The sequence below is a fragment of the Asticcacaulis taihuensis genome (assembly GCF_900100255.1).
Taxonomy (GTDB): Bacteria; Pseudomonadota; Alphaproteobacteria; order Caulobacterales; family Caulobacteraceae; genus Asticcacaulis; species Asticcacaulis taihuensis.
The window spans coordinates 410640-432106 of record NZ_FMTS01000001.1; the positions used below are offsets into that span (position 1 = coordinate 410640).

Annotated in this window: 15 protein-coding genes and 1 pseudogene; 9 read left to right on the forward strand and 7 right to left on the reverse strand. The window is 58.2% G+C overall.

The features are described from left to right. Nucleotides 1–55 precede the first annotated feature (55 nt). On the forward strand, nt 56–1810 hold the full coding sequence (locus BLO49_RS01950) for an acyl-CoA dehydrogenase family protein (RefSeq protein WP_090643521.1): 1755 nt from the start codon (nt 56–58) through the stop codon (nt 1808–1810). A gap of 116 nt (nt 1811–1926) precedes the next feature. On the opposite strand, the gene BLO49_RS01955 is transcribed toward BLO49_RS01950, so the two are convergent. After that, nucleotides 1927–2838 (reverse strand): S1 family peptidase, encoded by a 912-nt coding sequence (locus tag BLO49_RS01955; RefSeq protein ID WP_090643524.1) that lies wholly within the window; start codon nt 2836–2838, stop codon nt 1927–1929. A gap of 143 nt (nt 2839–2981) precedes the next feature. Here BLO49_RS01955 and BLO49_RS01960 point away from each other — a divergent pair, with 143 nt between their 5' ends. From BLO49_RS01960 to BLO49_RS01975, 4 genes and pseudogenes are all read left to right on the forward strand, one after another. After that, entirely contained in the window at nt 2982–5186 is a 2205-nt protein-coding gene (locus BLO49_RS01960; RefSeq protein ID WP_090643527.1) for a S9 family peptidase, read from the forward strand. Continuing rightward, nucleotides 5183–5719, forward strand: coding sequence for a GNAT family N-acetyltransferase (locus BLO49_RS01965; protein ID WP_090643529.1), 537 nt, complete (start codon nt 5183–5185; stop codon nt 5717–5719). Before BLO49_RS01960 ends, BLO49_RS01965 begins: the two co-directional genes overlap by 4 nt. 176 nt (nt 5720–5895) lie before the next feature. Beyond that, the gene (locus BLO49_RS01970; protein WP_090643532.1) at nt 5896–7056 is read left to right on the forward strand and encodes a carbohydrate porin; all 1161 of its coding nucleotides are present in this window, start codon (nt 5896–5898) and stop codon (nt 7054–7056) included. 150 nt (nt 7057–7206) lie between these two features. After that, nucleotides 7207–7640, forward strand: a pseudogene (locus BLO49_RS01975) (helix-turn-helix domain-containing protein). A gap of 106 nt (nt 7641–7746) precedes the next feature. On the opposite strand, the gene BLO49_RS01980 reads toward BLO49_RS01975, so the two are convergent. The 6 genes from BLO49_RS01980 to kdpF all read right to left on the reverse strand — a co-directional run bounded on the left by BLO49_RS01980 (nt 7747) and on the right by kdpF (nt 15863). After that, entirely contained in the window at nt 7747–8436 is a 690-nt protein-coding gene (locus BLO49_RS01980; protein ID WP_090643535.1) for a response regulator, read from the reverse strand. 97 nt (nt 8437–8533) lie between these two features. After that, the gene (locus BLO49_RS01985; protein WP_090643538.1) at nt 8534–11269 is read right to left on the reverse strand and encodes a sensor histidine kinase; all 2736 of its coding nucleotides are present in this window, start codon (nt 11267–11269) and stop codon (nt 8534–8536) included. Further along, nucleotides 11266–11853: a potassium-transporting ATPase subunit KdpC gene (gene kdpC, locus BLO49_RS01990; protein WP_090643541.1), complete on the reverse strand. Its 588-nt coding sequence runs from the start codon at nt 11851–11853 to the stop codon at nt 11266–11268. The genes BLO49_RS01985 and kdpC overlap by 4 nt, the downstream gene beginning before the upstream one ends. 73 nt (nt 11854–11926) lie before the next feature. Continuing rightward, the gene (kdpB, locus tag BLO49_RS01995) at nt 11927–14020 is read right to left on the reverse strand and encodes a potassium-transporting ATPase subunit KdpB (protein ID WP_090643543.1); all 2094 of its coding nucleotides are present in this window, start codon (nt 14018–14020) and stop codon (nt 11927–11929) included. Between the two features lie 4 nt (nt 14021–14024). Further along, nucleotides 14025–15758 carry a potassium-transporting ATPase subunit KdpA gene (gene kdpA / locus BLO49_RS02000; protein ID WP_220083686.1) on the reverse strand — a complete coding sequence of 578 codons (1734 nt, stop codon included), beginning with the start codon at nt 15756–15758 and terminating at the stop codon, nt 14025–14027. Between the two features lie 12 nt (nt 15759–15770). Continuing rightward, the gene (kdpF, locus tag BLO49_RS02005) at nt 15771–15863 is read right to left on the reverse strand and encodes a K(+)-transporting ATPase subunit F (RefSeq protein ID WP_090643546.1); all 93 of its coding nucleotides are present in this window, start codon (nt 15861–15863) and stop codon (nt 15771–15773) included. Nucleotides 15864–16370: 507 nt separating this feature from the next. Between kdpF and BLO49_RS02010 the strand changes: the two genes are divergently transcribed. The 4 genes from BLO49_RS02010 to BLO49_RS02025 all read left to right on the forward strand — a co-directional run bounded on the left by BLO49_RS02010 (nt 16371) and on the right by BLO49_RS02025 (nt 21403). Next, entirely contained in the window at nt 16371–17675 is a 1305-nt protein-coding gene (locus BLO49_RS02010) for a potassium-transporting ATPase subunit KdpA (RefSeq protein WP_090643548.1), read from the forward strand. Beyond that, complete coding sequence (locus BLO49_RS02015) at nt 17672–18232, forward strand: potassium-transporting ATPase subunit C (protein ID WP_090643551.1); 561 nt, start codon at nt 17672–17674, stop codon at nt 18230–18232. Before BLO49_RS02010 ends, BLO49_RS02015 begins: the two co-directional genes overlap by 4 nt. Nucleotides 18233–18284: 52 nt before the next feature. Next, nucleotides 18285–20285: a potassium transporter Kup gene (locus tag BLO49_RS02020; protein WP_281187176.1), complete on the forward strand. Its 2001-nt coding sequence runs from the start codon at nt 18285–18287 to the stop codon at nt 20283–20285. Between the two features lie 767 nt (nt 20286–21052). After that, nucleotides 21053–21403 carry a hypothetical protein gene (locus BLO49_RS02025; RefSeq protein ID WP_090643553.1) on the forward strand — a complete coding sequence of 117 codons (351 nt, stop codon included), beginning with the start codon at nt 21053–21055 and terminating at the stop codon, nt 21401–21403. The last annotated feature ends 64 nt before the right edge of the window (nt 21404–21467 follow it).

A 21467-nucleotide genomic window follows, 5' to 3' on the forward strand; every position in this document is an offset into this window, starting at 1 on the left:
AAGCTTGCGGCGCGGTTTTCGCCGTCATAGACTGCCTGAAAACAGGGAGTCGAAATTGACCTACCGCCCCAGTCTCAAGGATATCACCTTCTGCCTCGATCATGTCATCGGCATGTCGGCAAGCTACAATTCGCCGGCTTTTCCGGACTTCGATTCCGGTCTCCGCGACGCGGTGCTTGACGCCGCCGGGCAACTGGCCGGAGACGTGCTGGCGCCGCTCAATCGCGCCGGTGATCTGGCTGGCACCCGGCTGGAAGGCGACCAGGTCGTGATCGCGCCGGGTTTTCTGGAAGCAATTAAAACCTATGCCGAGGGCGGCTGGTATGGGCTGGCGGCCGATCCAGCCTATGGCGGCCAGGGCTTACCGAAAATGCTGGAGCAAGCCTGTTTTGATATGTTCCACGGCGCCAACATGGCCTTTACCCTGTTGCCGACCCTGAGCCAAGGCGCCATCGAGGCCATCCACGCACATGGTACGCAAGCCCAGAAAGACCTGTTCCTGCCGAAGCTGATCGCCGGCGAATGGTCGGGCACCATGAACCTGACCGAACCCGGCGCCGGTTCCGATCTGGCGGCCCTGACCACCAGGGCCGAACCGAATGGAGATGGTACTTTCCGCATCACTGGCCAGAAGATTTTCATCACCTGGGGCGAGCACGACGGTACGGAAAATATCGTCCATCTCGTCCTGGCCCGCCTGCCGGATGCGCCGAAGGGCACACGCGGCATTTCGCTGTTCCTGTGCCCGAAATTTCTGGTCGATACCGAAGGTAGTATCGGCGCGCGCAACACGGTCAAATGCGTTGGTCTGGAGCACAAGCTCGGCATCCACGCCTCCCCCACCTGCGTCATGTCGTTCGAGGCTGCGCAGGCCGAACTGATCGGCCCGCCCAATGGCGGGTTGGCGGCCATGTTCACCATGATGAATGCCGCGCGCCTGGCTGTCGGCTTTGAAGGCGTGGGCCTTGCCGATGCCGCCTGGCAAAAGGCGCAAAACTATGCGCTGGAACGCCGACAAGGCAAGTCGCTGATCACCGGTCAGGACTATGCGCCGATCTATGATCATCCGGATGTCCGCCTGATGCTGGCCGTGATGAAAGCCAAGGTCGAGGCCGCCCGCGCAATCTGTATGCTGACGGCCTCTGCCATTGATGCGGTGAAGCGGGGTGAGGATGCCGAACGCCATAAGCGCCGGGAGGACTTTCTGGTGCCCATTGCCAAGGCCTGGAGCACCGACCGTGGCGTTGAGGTGGCCTCCGCCGGGGTGCAGGTGCATGGCGGCATGGGCTTTATCGAGGAAACCGGCGCCGCGCAATACTACCGTGACGCCCGTATCGCGCCGATCTACGAAGGCACCAACGGCATTCAGGCCGCCGATCTGGTCGGGCGCAAGCTGGGCCATGACGGCACCGCCGCGAAGGAATTAGCCGACGATATAAAAGCTTTTCTAAACAGCGACTTGCCGGCAAATTTCAAAGCAGAGTGTGAAGCATTGAAATCCGCGCTTGCGGCTTTCACTACAGCCACGGATCATCTGCTGGCGCAAAAAGCCGCCGCACCTCTCGATGTGGCCGCCGCAGCCACCACCTATCTGACGCTCTGCGGTGACCTGATCGGCGGCTGGCTGCTGCTGAAGGGCGCCGTGGCTGCACATAACCAACTGGAAACCGGTGACAAAATATGGCTGACCGACCGCATCAAACTGATGCGTGTCTTTTATGCCCATGTGCTCAGCCATGCCTCGGCCCATGTGGCGGCGATTAAGTCCGGCTATGGCGCTTTGGACGACCTTACGCTCAATCTGGATTAGCGCATATATTAGAAACCACGAATAGGCACGAATAAACACGAATATCGCCGCAGCATTCGTGTTTATTCGTGCCTATTCGTGGTTTCGATACCTAACGGTAATTCACTCGCCTAACCTCAATGCACAGGCGATTGTTCCGGCGTTACTTGATCGCCGCCCTCGCCTTGCGACGGCTTGGCCGCCTGACCGACCGTATCGGTCACGCGCCGCGTCATATCCTGCGTATCGGTGGTGGCGCCGCCCGGTGTCCGCATCGGTGCCGGCGCGGCCGGCTTCAGGCTGACCGATGGGTTAAGACCCGTTCCTTGCGCTTTCAGCATCAGATTGATGGTTTCGCGCACGAACACGGCGTCCGTCACCACGCCGAGTTCCAGACGCTGATTGTCGTCCTCGACCTGTTTGATCAGAACGCCGGCGACAAAGGCGTGTCCCTTGTCGCCTTGGGACGTCATGAAGACCGGACCGCCGGAATTGCCCGGCACGGCCGTCAGGTCAATCAGGAAGGTGGGATAAGTGGTTGAAGGTGCCACCGGCCACGAGGCCAGGCGGCCGGCGCGCAGGATCGGAAAACCGGCGACATTGGCAGAAAGGCCATGCGGATAGCCAAGCGTCATCATTTCGTCGCCCGCCGCCACGCGCTCATTGATAAAGGTGGCGTCATCAGCCAGCCAGTCGGCCGGGATGGCGGAATCGCGCAAACCTTCGGGCACATCGACCGGAATGATGGCGATATCCTGCGCCGGATGCTGATACCAGGCCGGACCATTGACGGTGCGGATGGTCATGTTGGAGGGGACATAGCTCCAGTTACCTTTGACGCCCTGGACGCGCCAGCCGATCCGCACATCGGCGGCCGGCATTTTTTCGAAAACGTGAGCGGCGGTGACCAGCACAACCTCACTCGTACCGTCGGCCCTGGGCACCGACACCAGAAAACCGGTGCCGACCATGCGCTTGGCCTCGCTGATCGGCTGATCGATCTGCACGGTCGCCTTGATCAGGGCTACTGTCAGGTCAACATCCATCATCACGCTTTTCCCCCAAAAAACCTAAAACAACAGCCAAAGCCATTTGACGACATTTCCGGATTGGGTCAATCCTCTACCCCAATCGTGCGCCACGCCATTACAAAAACCTTCCGGGGACTTTGACCAGACCTGGTAACCCTTTTATGACGCAGGCTGGTTTTGCCGCCACACTCCCGATCAAGGAAACTTACGTGCCCGCCTCTCCCAAAACAGCCGCCTTCCCTCCTGTCGCGCCCTCGCCGGTACGGCAGCCGTTCGAGATTACCCAGCTCGGTCATACGCGCATCGATGATTATCACTGGATGAAGGACGACAACTGGCAGGCGGTGTTGCGCGATCCCGGCCTGATCCGCGCCGATATCAAGGCGGCCCTGATCGAGGAAAACGCCTATTCCGCCGCCATGCTGGAAGATACGAAAGCCCTGCAGGAAGATATCTTTGCCGAGATGAAGGGGCGCATCAAGGAAGACGATGCCAGCGTGCCTTCGCCCGATGGCGATTGGGAGTACTATTCACGTTTCGAGACGGGCGCCCAGCATCCGATTATTGCGCGACGGCCACGCGCAAAAGAGGCGTTTCCAGCCCCGATCCCTTCCACTGAAGACACCCGTGCGGCCGAGCAAATCCTGCTCAATGAGGACGAACGCGCCAAAGGCACCGACTTCTACGAGACCTCGGATGCCCAGCACAGCCCTGATCACACCCTCTTTGCGTGGGGGGAAGATACGCAAGGGTCTGAATATTACACTGTGTATGTAAGGGATCTGGCGACGGGAGAAATCCTTCCGAACCCGATCGAAAGCTGTGACGGCGGCTTCACCTTCTCGCCGGATTCCCGATACATCTTCTGGACCTGGCGCGATGAAAACTCCCGCCCGGCCAAGGTCTATCGCCGGCCGGCCAGAGGTGGCGAAGACGTACTGGTCTATGATGAACCGGACGAAGGTTTTTTCCTGCATGTCGGTACGCTCAGTTCGGACGCCTTTATCAGCATCGGCGGCGGCAATCACGAAACCAATGAGACCTGGCTGATCCCGGCCGCCACACCGGAAGCCGTGCCCTTCTGCGTCCAGCCACGCGAGGACGGCATCCAGTACGATATCGACCACTGGGATGACCGCTTTATCATCCGCACCAATGCCGACGGCGCCATCGATTTCAAGCTGATGGTTTCCTTCGCCGAAAAGCCCGCACGCGACACCTGGACCGATCTGGTGCCGCATCGCCCCGGCATCTACATCACCGGCTCAGGCGTCTATAAGCGCCACATGATCCGCGTGGAGCGTGAAAACGCCAATACCCGTATAGTTATCACGCGTAAGGCGGATATGACCGAGCATGAAATCTCGGTAGCCGAGGAAGCCTACAGCCTGGGCGCGGCCGGCGGTTATGAATACGATACCGATATCCTGCGCTACAGCTACACCTCCCCCACCACGCCGGCCCAGACCTTCGACTATAATATGGAGACGCGCGAACAGGTTCTGCGCAAGGTCCAGGTCATTCCCTCCGGTCACAGTCCGAAGGACTATGTGGCCCGCCGGCTTTACGCCACGGCGCCCGACGGCCAGCAAGTACCGATCACCGCTCTGATGAAGGCAGATACCAAGCTCGACGGCACCGCGCCGCTGATGCTCTATGCCTACGGCTCCTACGGTACGCCGATGGACCCCGGTTTTTCGATCCGTAGTTTAAGTCTCGTCAACCGCGGCTGGGTCTATGCCATCGCCCATATCCGCGGCGGATCGGAAAAGGGCTATGGCTGGTTCCTCGACGGCCGCAAATATAAAAAGATGAATACATTCACCGATTTCATCGCCTGCGCCGAAAGCTTGTGCGACGCCGGTTACGGTACACGCGGCCGTATCGTCGCCTATGGCGGATCGGCTGGCGGGATGTTGATGGGCGCGGTCACCAATCTGCGCCCGGACCTGTGGGCCGGTGTCATCGGCGCGGTGCCATTCATTGACGTGCTCAACACCATGAGCGACATCTCCCTGCCCCTGACCCCACCGGAATGGCCCGAATGGGGCAATCCGCTGGAGGATGAAGAGGCTTACCAATATATCGCTTCCTATTCGCCTTACGACAATATCGCGGCCAAGCCCTATCCGCCGGTTCTGGCCACGGGGGGCCTGAGCGATACCCGCGTCACCTACTGGGAGCCGATGAAGTGGATCGCCAGGCTGCGTGAAAAATCGACTTCGGATTCGCCCATGCTGCTCAAAATCAATATGGAGGCCGGCCATGGCGGCGCTTCAGGCCGGTTCGAGTTCCTGAAGGAAATCGCCTTCGATTATGCCTTCGCCATCTGGGCCCAAGAGAAAAAAGGCGAGCGCAAGGCATGATCGATATCCGCCCGGCAACAGAAGACGACTTCACCGCCATTACCGCCATCTATGCCTGGAATGTCGCGCACGGCACCGGCACCTTCGCCCTGGAAGCACCTCCCGAAAGTGAAATGCTCGCCGGTTTTCATGCTGTACAGAAACTACGCCTGCCCTATCTGGTCGCGGAGGAAGACGGCAAGGTACTGGGCTATGCCTATGCCGCGCCCTTCCGCACTCGTCCGGCCTACAAATATGTCGTGGAAGACAGCATCTATCTGGCGCCGGAAGCTACCGGCCGCGGCATCGGCAAGGCGCTGCTGCTAAAACTGATGGAACTCTGTACCAAACGTGGCCTTTACAGCATGATCGCCGTGATCGGCGACAGCGAAAACCTGGCCTCGATCGGGGTGCATAAGGCGTGCGGTTTTGATTATACCGGCAGCCTGCCCCGCGCCGGTTTCAAATTCGACCGCTGGCTCGATGTCGTCTTTATGACGTGCGACCTGCTGCCCTACACGCCTGATCCGCAAGGGGCCGGCTGGGACGGTTAAGCGCTTTCCCAAAAGTGTAATGCACTTTTGGGAAAGCGCGTAGAGCAAAAAAATTAAAAGCGCCGATCTGTCAAATCGGCGCTTCTAATTGGCCCGATTGCGATAACGGCGTTCACTCAAAAGTAGCGATTTTGTGAAATAATGTAGGGAAAGTAACAGCTTACCCGCGTGATCTCATGTCCTCCCTTCGCCCTCACCGTCAATCCTCGGCTATCGGCTTTTACGGCTTTATCGCCCTGCTGGTCCTGGCCGCCGTCGTTTCACAGAAAGCCCGCGCCGGCGAAATCGAGACCGGCGCGGTCCTGACCACAGAAGTCGACTCCCTTGTCAGCGGCGGCCTTAATGTCGGCTCCAGCACGCTCAGCAATCTCGACCTGACGGCGCACTGGCAGAATGACAGCGGCTGGGAAGCTTTCGGCTATGTGCTGGGTGATTTCGGCGATGATTTTTCCGCCAACCGGGTCGGCGATGTGCAGGTGACCTCCAATATAGATTGCCCCGATGGCTGGCGGCTGTTTGAAGCCTATGGAAAAAAGACCTTCGGTGACAGCCAAGGCTATGTCATGGCCGGCCTGATCAATCTCAACGGTATTTTCGACGTCCAGGATAATGCCACGGTCTTTCTGAATGCCTCGCACGGCATCGGCGTCGACTATTCGCAGACCGGTCCCTCCATCTTCCCCACGACCGGCCTGGGTCTGGTCGGTCAATGGCGATTGACCTTCCACCAGACCTTCCGCGCCGGCATTTTTGATGGCGTGCCCGGCGATCCTTACGATGACAAGAAGTTCGTCTACATCAAGCTGTCGGCCGAGGAAGGCAGTCATTGGGCCGGCGAATACCAGTACGACTTCACCGGCGGCTTCGTGAAACTCGGCGCCTGGAAGAACACCGCCACCCTGGATCGCCTTGATGGCACCGGCACATCCGACGGCAATGGCGGCGCCTATGCGCAGGCCGCTTTTACCCTCACCGGCAATGACGACCGTGGCCTCAAGGGCTGGGTTCGCGCCGGACTGACCAATGACCAACTGATGGCGATCGCCGACTATGTCGGTGGCGGCCTGGTCTATACCGGTCCGATCAGGGGGCACGATACCGACCAACTGGGCTTCGCCGTGGCTGCCGCCCATTTCGGCGCACCCTATCAGGCATCTACCGGTGAAACCCTCAGGCGCGAGATCACCTACGAACTGACCTATCGCTGGGATATCCGCGACGGCCTGTCAGTGCAGCCGGACCTACAATATGTGCAAAATCCATACGGCCGCACGGACATAGACGATGCCTTGGTTGTCGGTCTGCGCTTGAAAACGGACCTTATGGCCATACGTTAAACCGCGTTTTACTTCCGCGAATGACGCTCGACAGCCTGTCGCTTAACCTGCATATTACGCGCACGCAACCTCTTGCAGAGGCTCTGTGCGACCCCAAGTGGGAAACAACCTGTTTCAAACATCCCATACGCGTAAGGCCAAGGAACCTAGATGGCACGGATAAAAACAGGTAAATCCAGCGCGCCTCATTTCGTGGATGCTCATATCGGTTCGCATATCCATATGAGGCGCAAATTCCTGAATATGAGCCAGGAGCCCTTGGCGAAGGGAATTGGTCTGACATTCCAGCAAATTCAAAAATATGAGCGCGGGACCAACCGCGTCAGCGCTTCAACACTATTTTATATCGCCAGGTTCTGAAAATGCCGATCAGCTATTTTTACGAGGGGCTGGGCAGCGATGAAACAGCACCCGGTTTTTCAGAATCCGAATCCGAGCAATATGTCAGCGCGTTTTTGCTGACAACAGAAGGAATCGAGTTGGCTAAGGCTTTCCCGCGTATTCGTGATCGAAAGGTGCGTCAGCAGATTCTGGCACTGGTGCGCGTCACTGCCGAAAGTATATATGGTGACAAGAATGCGTAGGCGCAGCTACTAAAAGGGCTCCTCGGAAAAGCATTTTTTAGGCCTTCGCGCATATGCAAGGTGTATAGATTTGACCCGTTAGCGTGGTGTTTTTGTGTAGCCTTGGCTAGGGCTTCAAGCGGTAGCCTATCCCTGGCTCAGTGACGATGAAGCGGGGATTTAACGCATCGTCTTTCAGCTTTTCGCGCAGGTGCTGGGTATGAATGCGCAGATAGGTCTGATTGTCAGTGCTATGCTTACCCCAGACTTCATTCAGAAGTGCGCCATGAGTCAGCACCTTACCGGAATTGCGCGCCAGGACCGCCAGCAATTTATATTCGATTGGCGTCAGGTGTACATCCTCCCCGTCCAGTTGTATGCGCCGAGCAGCCGTGTCTATTCTGAGATTATCATGATCATAAACGAAAGGTGCATCACCCTGGGGCTGGTTCCGCTTGCGAAGGGCCACCTTGATGCGCGCGATCAACTCGGCAGCGGAAAAGGGCTTGGTCAGATAGTCGTCGGCCCCCAGTTCTAGCGCTTCCACCTTGTCCGCCTCCTGGCCGCGCGCGGACAGCACGATAATCGGCGTTCGCCCCCATTCCCTGATCTGCCGGATGATCTCCATGCCATCCATGTCAGGCAATCCCAAATCGAGAAGGATAACGTCAGGTATTTGTGACACCACCTTTTGCAAGCCAGCCTTGCCTGTCTCGGCCTCAAGCACCATCATGCCGTTGGCGCCAAGGGTCGTGCGCAAAAATTTGCGGATGTCGCTTTCGTCTTCAATTGAGAGGATGCGGGGAGAGTCGGCCATTTAAAGCACTTTCCGAAAAGTGTGACGCACTTTTCGGTTTAAAAAGTGCGCAAAAGCAAAGATATAGAGTGTCAATCTAATTCAATCAGATGCCACTCTATATCTCTTGGGAAGTTAGGAAGGACGTAGCGATTGGGAGGGTAAAGATGAAGCTGGCGCCAGTGCCTGACCGCATACCATCGGACGAGGCAAGCATGCGGTTGTTCTTCGCATAGATCATGCCGCCATGCGCCTGCACGATACCGCGGCAGATGGCCAGTCCCAGACCTGTGCCGCCGGAGCGATCCGACCGTAATTCCTGCCCTTTCTGGAACTGCTCGAAGATGCGCGCCTCGTCGCCGTCCTTGAGTCCTGTGCCATTGTCGGAGATACGAACCCGCAGGCGGTCAGCGTCCTTTTCGACATAGATGACCACCTCGCCATCATCATCCGTATGCTGGAAGGCATTCTCGATCAGGTTTATGAAGACCTGCTCGATCAGCCCGCCATCGATCATCACCATCGGCAGGTTGCCTGATATCTGCGTCCGCAGGGTTCGGCCGCCCTTGGTCGCTTCCACCCGTCCAAGCGCGGCCCCAATGATTTCCTGGATCATATAAGGTTGAAAATTCAGTTTCATATGACCGGAGGTAATCGCCGCCATGTCCAGAAGATTACCGACGAATTTTTGCAGGCGGGTCAGTTGCCCCCATAAGGATGTCAGTTCATCCATTGCCTTTCGCGGCAGCTCCTTGCGCATCCGCAGAAGCGTGCTCACCGAACCATTCATGACGGTAAGCGGCGTGCGCAGGTCATGCGACAGCGATGACAGCAGCACGTTGCGCAGTTTTTCATTCTCCGATTCGACCTTCGATTCCGCCGCCTCGTCCGACCGCCGTGCGCGTTGCAGGGCTCCGGCGATCAGGCTGGCAAAAGCCTCGAATTGCAATATCTCGGCGCCGGTGAACGGATGACCGTTGTCGCGTGCGGTCAGGCCGAGTACGCCCAGGGTTTCCTTTTCGGCCAGCAGCGGCAGGTACAGGCCGTTGGCCGATGGCATGGTGTCGGTATCGCGGCCCGCCATCTGGCCGTTGGCGACCACCCAATTGATTGCTCCCGTTTCACGCATGTCCGGCGTAGTCACGCCTTCCGGATAAGCCTTCAGCCCCTCCGGCGTTTTTACAAACAGGGTCACATCGAGACTGAAAGGTTCGCTGATATGCCGGGTGGCCACTTCGCAAATCATGTCGACGCTGCGCTCGGCTGATAGGCTCCGCGTTAGGCCATAGAGAATCTGGGTCTCGCGCTCGCGGTTGCTGACGAGCCGCGCGTGACGCGACAGACGCGCGGTCAGCGAACCCACCACCAAGGATGTCACAAGCATGAAGGCGAAGGTGACGTAATAGTAGGTGTCGTAGAAGTTGAAAGTATAATAGGGATCGGTGAAGAAAAAATTGAATGCCGGAACGCTCAGGATCGAGGCCAGGACCGACGGCCCCAGCCCCAGCCGTGCCGCCACGATGACCACGCCGGTGAGATAGATCATGGCCAGATTATTCGAAGGCGTATGGTCGCGGAAGACGAACCCGATCGCCGTGCACAGGGCGACCATGGCCGTGGCAAGCAGGTAGTCCAGCGGCCGGGCCAGATAAGGCCGGATCACCGCGGCCGCCGTGACGGGCTCACGTGTCTGACCAGTGGCGCCATGTACGACTGTGATCTCGATACCGTCGCTTTGCTCGATAAGGGCCTGCGCGAAGGTTGCGCGAAACGGCTTTAGCCACAGGGGCGGTCGGCGATACCCGACCACGATGCGCGTAAAGCCGTTTTGCTGTGCATAGGCCAGGATATCCTGCGCCGGTCGCGCGCCGGAAAGCCGCACAATCTGCGCACCGAGACTTTCCGCCAGACGCAGATATTGCTCGACGCGGGTGCGGTCCTTCTCATCAAGCTGCTCATGCCGGTCGCTTTGCAGATAGACGGCAAACCAGGGCGCCCGTCCCCGCACGGACATGCGTTTGGCGTGGCGGATCAGGCGGGTGGAGAGCGGGTCAGGCCCGATCAGCAGCATGATCTTCTGACCAAGCTGAGCTTCGTTCTGTCCCATGGCAGCGTTGAGTTCGTCGCTCTGGGCGTCAACGCGCTCGGCCGTGCGGCGCAGGGCCATTTCGCGCAAGGCCAGCAGATTGCTTTTTTTGAAAAAGTTTTCGGCGGCGCGCTTGTTCGCACCTTCGGCGACGTAGACCTTACCCTCGGCCAGTCGCTTCAGAAGGTCGTCCGACGGAATATCAACGAGCGCGATTTCGTCCGCTGCCTCGAAAATGGTGTCCGGCACCGTTTCCTTGACCCAGACGCCCGTCAGGCGCGCCACCTGGTCGTTGACGCTTTCCAGATGCTGCACATTCAGCGTGGCGTAAACATCTATGCCGTTATCGAGCAGTTCCTCGACATCCTGCCAGCGCTTGGGGTGGCGCGATCCCGGCGCATTGCTGTGCGCGAATTCGTCCATCAGGATCAGCGACGGTTTGCGTGCCAGGGCGCCGTCCAGATCGAACTCGCGGACAATGACGCCGCGATGTTCGATCTCCAGTAATGGCAAAACCGGCAGCCCTTCTACAAGGGCTGCCGTTTCTGTACGACCATGGTGTTCGACGACACCAACCAGCACATCCCGCCCCTCGGCCTGGCGCCGGCGCGCCTCACCGAGCATGGCGTAGGTTTTGCCGACCCCCGCGGACGAACCGAAGAATACCTTCAGATGGCCGCGCGGGGATCCGCTGGTCTCATTCTCAACCAGTTTCAGCAGCTTGTCCGGATCAGGTCTCCCCGCGGGGCGACGATTGTCAGGTTTCACTTCAACTTTCCGTCGAGCCTGAGATTGACTTCCAGGACGTTGACACGCGGTTCGCCCAGTACGCCAAGATCGCGCTGGCGGGTGGATTTGGCAATGGCTGATTTGACAACCGCCGCGCCAATACCTCGCGCCTGGGCGATTCGTCCCACCTGATAATCCGCCGCAGCCGGGCTGATTTCCGGATCGAGACCCGATCCGGAAGCGGTGACGAGATCGACCGGGATGGGTCTGGCGTTCAGAGGATCAGCCTTTTGCAAAGCCTCGATCCGCCCCTTGACGGCGTCCATCAGCGCCGGATTATTGGCGCCAAGGTTGGAACCGGAAGAGGCGCCGCCATTATAGGGCGCGGTGCCGGTGGCGGACAGCCGGCCCCACAGGTACTGCGGCTGATCGAAATTCTGGCCGATCAGGCGCGAACCGATGACCTTGCCATCAGAATCCCTGATCAGGCTGCCCTGCGCCTGGGCCTTGAAGCCCAGTTGCAGAATGCCCGTGGTCACCATGGGATAGACGCCGCCCAGAAGAACCGTTAGCAGGACGGTTGTGCCGATAGCCGGACGCAGGGTTGAGAGAAGAGATTTCATTTTCACACTCCTTAAGCCAGTCCGCCGCGCTCAAGCAGCGCAGCGGTAGCGCATCTAAAAATACGTGGAATTGCTACGCTAATCCCACGGCCGCGAGGGCCATGTCGATCAGCTTGATGCCAATGAAGGGCGCGATAATGCCCCCGAGCCCATAGACGAACATATTGCGCGACAGCATCTTCGCCGCCGGTTCGGCCCGGTACTTGACGCCTTTCAACGCCAGCGGGATCAGCGCAATGATAACCAGCGCATTGAAGATGACCGCAGCCAGGATGGCGCTTTGCGGCGATTTCAGCCCCATCACATTCAGCGCCCCAAGCACCGGATAGGTGGTAGCAAAGGCCGCCGGGATGATGGCGAAATACTTGGCCAGATCGTTGGCGATCGAGAAGGTCGTCAGCGATCCGCGCGTCATCAGGAGTTGCTTGCCGATCTCGACGACCTCGATCAGCTTGGTCGGATCGCTGTCGAGATCGACCATGTTGCCGGCTTCCTTCGCGGCCTGGGTGCCGGAATTCATGGCCACGGCCACGTCGGACTGGGCCAGGGCCGGGGCGTCGTTGGTGCCGTCACCCACCATGGCGACTAACTCGCCGCCTTCCTGCATCTGGCGGATGTATTTCAGCTTGGTCTCAGGTGTCGCCTGGGCGAGGAAGTCATCGACGCCGGCTTCCGAGGCGATGGCCGCGGCGGTCAGCGGGTTGTCGCCGGTGATCATGATGGACTTGATGCCCATCTTGCGCAGGTCAGCGAGGCGCGCCTTGATATCCGGCTTGACGATGTCTTTCAGGTAGACCACGCCCAGTACCTGGCTGTTCTCGGCCACGGTCAGCGGCGTGCCGCCCTGGCGCGCAATATCCTCGATCTGGACGGTCACTTCAGCCGGCACCGATCCCCCCTTTTGCGCGACGATCCTGGCGATGGCGTCGCCCGCGCCTTTCAGGATATGGCGTTCGTTGATGATGATGCCCGATACCCGTTGCTCAGCGCTGAAGGGAATGAAGTCCGCCTTCAGGTCTTTCACGTCCCGTTCCGGCAGGCCGAACAGCTTGCGGGCCAGCACGACGATCGACCGGCCTTCCGGCGTCTCGTCGGCCAGAGACGACAGTTCGGAAGCCTCGGCTAGTTGCTGCTGGGTGATGCCCGGTGCCGGGAAGAATTCGACCGCCTGACGGTTGCCGAAGGTGATGGTGCCGGTCTTGTCGAGCAGCAGGACATTGACGTCGCCGGCGGCTTCGACTGCACGGCCGGAGGTGGCGATGACATTGGCCTTGATCAGGCGCTGCATCCCCGAAATGCCGATGGCGGAGAGCAACCCGCCGATTGTGGTCGGGATCAGACAGACCAGAAGCGCGATCAGTACCGTGATGGTGATAACCGAGCCGGCGCCGGCACGCTCGACGCTGAACAGCGAGTAAGGCAGCAGGGTAGCGCAGACCAGCAGGAAGATGATGGTCAGCGCCGCCAGCAGAATCGACAGGGCGATTTCGTTGGGGGTCTTCTGGCGCTTGGCCGATTCCACTAACGAGATCATGCGGTCAAGGAAGCTTTCGCCCGGATCGGAGGTGACGCGCACCACGATCCAGTCGGAGAGGACGCGCGTGCCGCCGGTAACGGCATCGCGGTCGCCGCCGGATTCGCGGATGACAGGCGCCGATTCACCGGTCACGGCGCTTTCGTCAACCGAGGCGATGCCTTCGAGAACCTGACCATCGGCGGGGACAAAATCACCGGCTTCGACGACGATGATGTCGCCCTTGCGCAGGGAATTGGCCGGAACACTGAGGTGCTTTGTGCGATCCGTGACCTTGTTCAGCTTCTTGGCCGAGACATCACGACGCGACTTCTTCAGGCTGTCGGCCTGAGCCTTGCCCTTGCCTTCGGCGATGGCCTCGGCAAAGTTGGCAAACAGCAGGGTGAACCACAGCCAGAAGGTGATCAGGCCAACGAACCACAGCGGCTGGCCGCCGCCGATGATGGCGTCCGGCCTGACCAGCATAACGCCGAAGATGCCGGTGGTGATGATCGAGCCGACGAACACCAGAAACATGACCGGGTTGCGCGCCTGGTAGAGCGGGTTGAGACGGAGGATGGAGTTCCTGAAGACGGCCCCCATATCCGCCCCCTCGAAAAGTCCACCCTTTTGGGATTTGGACGTAACGGACATGGACTTAGCCCTTGATCATGTTGAAGTGTTCGACGACCGGGCCGAGCGCCAGCGTAGGCACATAGGTCAGGACGGTGACGATGACGATGACGCCGACCAGGGTCGCTATGAAAAGCACATTGTGCGTCGGCAGCGTGCCGGCAGATTCAGGCACCGTTTTCTTTGCCGCGAGGGCGCCGGCGAGCGCTAGAGTCGGAATGATGATCCAGAAGCGTGAAAACAGCATGCAGATGCCGAGCAGCGAATTGTAGAACGGGGTATTGGCTGACAGGCCGGCAAAGGCCGAACCGTTGTTGTTGCCGGCCGAGGTCACGGCATAGAGGACTTCGGAAAAGCCGTGTGCCCCAGGATTGTAGATTCCCGCCTGCCCGTCCTTGGTCATTACGGCGATGGCCGTGCCGATCAGGACCAGTATGCCCGGAACCAGCATGGCGATTGAGGCCATTTTGATCTCGAAGCTCTGGATCTTTTTGCCGAGGTATTCCGGTGTGCGGCCGACCATCAGGCCGGCAATGAAGACGGTGAGGATAACCATGACCAGCATGCCGTAGAGACCCGAGCCGACGCCGCCATAGATGATTTCGCCGAACTTCATCAGCAACAGCGGAACCATGCCGCCAAGGGGGGTATAACTGTCATGCATGGAGTTCACGCTGCCATTGGAGGCCGCTGTTGTCGCCGAGGCCCACAGTGCGGAGTTGGTGATGCCGAAACGTGTTTCCTTGCCTTCCATATTGCCGCCGGGCTGAAGGTGGCTTGCCATCTGATCGATATGCAGCGCGGCGAAGTTCGGATTGCCGCCTTGTTCCATGGCGACGCAGAAAATAAGGAGCGGCACGAAAATGATTGTCATGGCCGCCAGTATCGACCAGCCCTGACGCTTGTCCTTGACCATGACGCCGAAGGTGTAACACAAGGCCGCCGGGATCAGCAGGATCGACAGGACTTCAATGAAGTTGGCCAGGGGCGTCGGGTTTTCCAGCGGATGCGCCGAATTGACATTGAAGAAGCCGCCGCCATTGGTGCCGAGTTGTTTAATAGCCACCTGGGAAGCCGCCGGACCGACGGCAATCGTTTGATCGATGCCCTGAAGCGTATGTGCTGTCACATAGGCATCAAAGGTCTGCACGACGCCCTGTGAACCGAGCAGGATCGCAACGATCAACGCCAGAGGCAGAAGGACATAGATGTTGGCGCGGACCATATCGACCCAGAAATTGCCTATGCCCGTTGATTCCTTGCGCGACAGGCCGCGGATCAATGCCACCAGCACGGCGAGACCGACGGCGGGCGAGATGAAGTTCTGCACGGTCAGGCCGACCATCTGGCTAAAATAACTCATGGTGGTTTCACCACCGTAGGCTTGCCAGTTGGTGTTGGTGACGAAACTCGCTGCCGTATTAAACGACAGGTCAGGCGTCAGGCCGGGCAGCTTCTGCGGATTAAACGGCAGCAGGTTCTGAAAGACGAGGATGAAGTAAAGCACGATGAAGGCGATTGCCGAAAACACCATCGTGGCAATAGCGTAGTCCTTCCAGCTCATGTCATCCTTATCAGGATCGACGCCGCAAATGGTATAGGTGAGTTTTTCGAGCCAGCCGAGTACCGGCGACATGAAGGTCTTTTCGCCCTGGAAGACCCTGGCCATGTAGCCACCGAGCGGCACTACGCACGCCAGAAGCACCGCCATATAGAGGGCAAGCTGCAGCCAGCCATTGCCCGTGATAAATTGGGACATTGTCGCCTCGATTTAGGGAAAGATTTCGGGTTTGATCAGGGCTACCAGAAGGTAGCCAAGCAGGCCGAGGACAAGTATCCCGGCACCGATATAGAGCGCAGTCATTGGCCGCTCTCCCGCAGGCGCTCGCACAGCCCAATGAAAAGGGCGGAAACGACGAAGAACGCCACCCCGCCCGCGAAATAGATGAAAGTCATGACGAAAGCCTCCTGGAGGTCAGATTGACCGAAGTGCTTTAGACGAGATCACATATAGGTAGTGTATAAAGTGGGGCTGGCCACATATAGATTTCGTATAGAAAGTGGCACTGTACAGCCAGGCTCAAACATATAGAGAGTAGACGTAACGCCTGCCAAATATAGGGGATGTATTGAAAAAAAATGGTAGATTAAGGGTTTTACAGGTCAGACCACGGCGCATCATGGTTATCGAACAGCCATGAAAAGCTATTTTTTGCGCCAAAACTAAGGCCGAAACCTCTGCAATTATACACACGTCCTGTGTGCGGCCACAAAAATTATACACTTTCTATACACCGATTGCTTTATCAGCGCATTGACGACGGAGCCGCGCGGCCTCCGGCGCAATCCCGTAGGTTGCAAGGCATGTTGCATGGTACCGATACACGTTCGCGCAGACTATCTGCATCTGGCTATAAACCTGGGCATACTTGTCTTATGTGTCGCGCCGCTCGGCGGTTACCTGAGCCGGGTTTTCCGTGGAGAACCGACCATCCTTGCGCCCCTCATGTCGTGGTTTGAAACCCGGCTTTACGATTGCGCAGGGGTGGACGCCCGAGCGGAAATGTCATGGAGAACCTATGCCTTGTCCGCTGTCCTGTTTTCAGGGCTCGGTTTCGTTGCCCTTTACCTGCTCCTGATCTTCCAGGCAGCGCTGCCAGGCGCGGGCCAGGCGGCGCAAGGCTTCTCGCCTGGCCTTGCTTTCAATACCTCCGCCGGCTTCGTGACCGATGCCGGCCAGCCTTTACAGTCTGATGCCGGCGCGCTTAGTCCCTTGAGCCAGATGGCCGGGCTGACGGTTCAGAACTTCCTGTCCGCCGCCGTCAGCCTGTCGGTGTTCATTGCCGTAACCCGCGGCATCGCGCGCACCACACCGGGAAGGATAGGCAACTTCTGGGTCGATGTGGTACGGTCCCTGCTCTACGTCCTGCTGCCGCTATCCCTTGCCTATGCCCTGCTCCTCGCCACGGCCGGCGTCGGGGATGCCATAGAGGCATACGCTGTTAAAAACCTGCTTCATCCCTCTGCGACGGCCGGCGATTTTCAGACCATAGCGACCCTGGAGACTCTGAAATTGACAGTCACCAGCGAAGGCAGCTTTATCAATGCGAATAATGCCCATCTTACGAATGTTTCGACGCCGCTCGCCCAACTTCTCGACTGGCTTTCCCGCTGGCTCCTTCCCTCCGCCCTATGCTGGACGTTCGGAAATATGACAGGCGCGAAGCGCCACACCTATCTTCTGATGGCAGGCGCGGCCAGCTTGCTTGCCATATCTGCGGCGGCATCCGGCTGGCTTGAGACCGCGCCGCCTATCAGCCTGTTCGGTCTCATGGACGGCAACGGAATCGTCCTTTACTGCCTGATCGCTACCCTTATCGCCACAGTCGTCATTCGCAAGGGGCTGTTCGGCCAGTCGGCAAGTTTTCTCGACCATCGCCTCAGCCTGTTCGACATTACTATGGCAGCAACGGCATTGCTTGTCCCCACCATTATAGTAACCGGCCTGTTGATGATCAGGGATTTGAACATACAGGCCGGGCCGCTTCCCTCTCTTGCCGATCCGATCGGAGGGCTTGGCACACTCATCAGCCGCTTCTGGATCATGATCCCTGCCCTCGCCATCGCGGGGTCTTTTGCAACCGCGACCGCGCCGTTTTCCAAAGGCGTAAAATGACCTCGACCCTATCGCAATTTCGCGCCCCCCTTGTGCTTCTCACGGCCTCGGCACTGCTGCTGGGTGTGGCCTATCCCCTTTTCGTGAAAGCCTTGATAGGAAACGCCTGGAATGCCCAGGTGAGCGACACGGCCATACGAGACCGGTCAGGCCGTGTCCTGGCCTCCGCGCTCGATCCCGCCCCCACAAATGCACCCCGTTACTTCTGGGGGCAGGTTATCGATGCCACCGCCCCTGACTGCTACCTGGATCGACAAACCTATTCTCCAGATTGCCAGAATGCGCTGAAATTCCGAAGGGTACTTCTAGGAACCGACTCTGATACACCAGTACCGGAAGACCTGATCACGTTTGGCATCCCCGGACAAATGCCGAGGATCAGCCCCGAGGCAGCGGCGTTTCAGATCCACCGGGTGGCTTTGGCGCGCGGCGTCAGCGACGCGAAAGTCTCGTCGCTCGTTCAGGCGTCCACGCATAACCCCACCTACACGCTAGGCAGCGGACTTTATGTAAACGTCCTTGAACTCAACCTGCGTCTGGACGGAAAATTGAAATGATACCGCGCGCCAAGACCTTCGATATTTAGTTGCCTTTGCCTGAGACCTATTCATGACCCATGCCCCCTCTTCGTCCGAAGCCGGATCCGCATCCCAAACGCCAGCCAGCGACGCCCTTCAAGTGCCCTCCCCTGAGCCAGATGCTGTAAAAGCATCCAACGAAGCAGAGGCTATCGAAAGTCACGGCCACGGCCACACCGGCTTCTGGGGGCTGGCGATCGGCGCGATCGGCGTCGTGTTCGGCGACATCGGCACCAGCCCGCTTTATGCCATGAGGGAGGCCCTCCACCACACAAGAGCCGGCACCAATCCGCAACTGGCCACCTTCGGTGTAATCTCGCTTGTATTCTGGGCGTTGCTCCTGCTTGTGACGGTTAAATACGTCATCTTCCTGATGCGAGCGGACAACAAGGGCGAAGGCGGTACGCTGGCGCTCATGGCGCTGGCGCAGAAAGCCCTGGGGCGCCATTCGCAGGCCGTCTTCTTCCTTGGCATGTGCGGGGCCGCCCTGTTCTATGGGGACAGCCTGATCACGCCGGCCCTGTCGGTCATGAGTGCGATCGAAGGACTGAAAGACGCGCCTGGAGTCGGGCACAGCGTCGATGGCTATATTGTGCCGATTTCGATCGTCATTCTGGTTGCTCTGTTCCTGGTTCAGTCAAAAGGCACTGCCAAGGTGGCGCGGTTCTTCGGCCCCGTCATGCTTGCCTGGTTCATCGTGATTGCCGGCATGGGCGTCTATTATGTGGCGCAGAAGCCGATGATCCTGCAATCTCTGAGCCCGGTTTACGGCATTCAGTTCCTGCTGGCCAACGGACTTACCGGTTTCATTATCCTGGGCAGCGTCTTCCTGGTCGTTACTGGAGCAGAAGCCTTGTACGCTGATATGGGCCACTTCGGGAAAAGGCCCATCAACATGGCCTGGCTTTGGGTCGTTTTTCCCTGCCTGATCCTGAACTATCTTGGTCAGGGCGCCCTGACCCTCGTTGATCCGACGGCGCATGAGAACCCGTTCTGGCGCATGGTGCCGGACATGTTCTACTGGCCGGTCATGCTCCTCGCCACCATGGCGACTGTGATCGCCTCCCAGGCCGTTATCACCGGGGCCTATTCGATGACACAACAGGCCGTTCAGCTTGGCCTGATGCCGAGAATTGATATACAACGAACATCGGAAACACAGGCCGGTCAGATTTTCGTGCCGCAGATCAACACCATGCTAATGATCGGCGTGCTGGTGCTGATCGTCATGTTCCAAAGCTCAGACAAACTCACCTCCGCCTACGGCATCGCCGTTACGGGGACAATGTTCATCAGCACGATCATGGCCTATATCGTCATCCGCAAGGTCTGGCTGTGGCCGAAGGTGCGCACGCTTGCCCTGCTCATTCCCCTTGGCATTATTGAAGCCATCTTCATGGCGTCAAACCTGACGAAGTTCTTTTCCGGCGCCTGGATGCCTCTTGCATTCGGCCTGGTCCTGATCTTGATCATGCACACGTGGACGAAAGGCACTCGCACCCTGACTGAAAAGGCCCGGCGCGACAGCGTATCCTTGCTCGACTTGGCCGACATGCTCAAAAAGCGGCCGCCGCACCGTGTTGCCGGCACCGCCATTTTCCTGACGTCAGACGCCGAATTGGCCCCCGTGGCCCTCATGCACAACCTCAAGCACAACAAGGTTCTGCACGAAAAGAATATCATCCTGACGGTAAAGACCACCAATACACCTCGGGTCGATGAGGCGAACCGCATTACGATCGATATTCTGAACGAAGATTTCAAACGGATCACGGTGGCCTACGGCTTCATGGAAAGCCCCAACCTGCCGCGCGCGCTCGGTCTGTGCCGAAAGCTCGGCCTGAAATTCGATATCATGTCCACCAGCTTCTTCCTGGGCAAGCGCAATGTCGTGCCGTCAGCCAATTCCGGGATGCCAATCTGGCAGGACAAGCTGTTTATCTTCCTCATGAAAAACGCCACCAATCCGACCGAGTTCTTCCATATCCCGCCGGGCCGTGTTGTTGAACTTGGGACGCAGGTTACTGTTTAAGACTTCCGATCCGGACTTTACAATCAGGCACAGGCCCGATTGATTTCACAGGTGTGATCTGATGATGCTCCTGATGAGTAAGGATCATGAGTGACCTTTTTTGGCTGATGGACGAGCAGATGGTTCGGGCTCAGCCTTGTGCGGTCTTTTTGCCGTCAACAGGAGCACACGCGCGCCATTAAAGCCCATTTTTCTTAATGTACGTAAAAGTAGGGAGAAAAAGCCTGGCTGTCCATTGCGTCAGTACTTCGAACTTTATTTTCCGCCCCGGATCGCGTTTTGAAAGAAAAGCTTGAAGCCATTAGGCGAGATGAGCACGGATGGCTCCGACCGACTTAGTCTAAATTAGGACGACGTTGGCAGCGGGAGGCCACTGCCAACGTAGCCGGCACAAGCTGCAATTCACAAAGATCGTTCGCCATACCGCGACGCGCAAAGTTGTGATTGCTTAAGAATGGGCTTGCGATTGCCGTATGCGCCAGCCCTTGACGCTTCGGAAGCGAGTCGCCGATGTAGAGTAAAAAGCGTTCTATGTTGGAGCGGGGAAATGATGGTTAGGAAAGTGACCTTTCCAATGACTGACGACCACTGAGGCTTGCCAAATCTGAGAAAACTTAAGGGGTTTCTGCTAAACTCTCAATAGGTGGGAGCCGGACAAGCAAAAACGATATGCCGATGGATGGCGGTGGCTGCCGTGCGACATCATGTCTGCGCGGCAAAGTCCAACACGATTGACTTTATGCGCCGATACCATATGCTTTCTAGCGATGCTGAAGGCTGTGCTTTACATATTCGCCGTCATGGGCCTGCTCGTCTCGCCACTGCATGCGCAGGCGGCTCAGCGAGATTGCGAGGGTATGACCGCGTCCATGGCGATGACTGCCATGAGTAGCAATTCAATGGATTGCTGTGATCATGAAAAGTCGAGCAAGTCTCCCGACAAATCCTGTTTCAACAATTGCATCGCTATGTGTGGCTTGAGTGTCGCTTTCGACGTCAAGCCGTTGGCATCGCAGCCGATGCTGGCTATCGTTCAAGCATCGTTCGAAGACCTGACCACTTCGTCGGTTGCCGAAGAGCCTCGACTGCTCATTCCCCCTCCAAAATCACTCGCCTGACATAAGCGGCCATTGACCGCTTGACGCCCGTGGCTTGCCCGTGCGCGCTATCTCATATGTATAG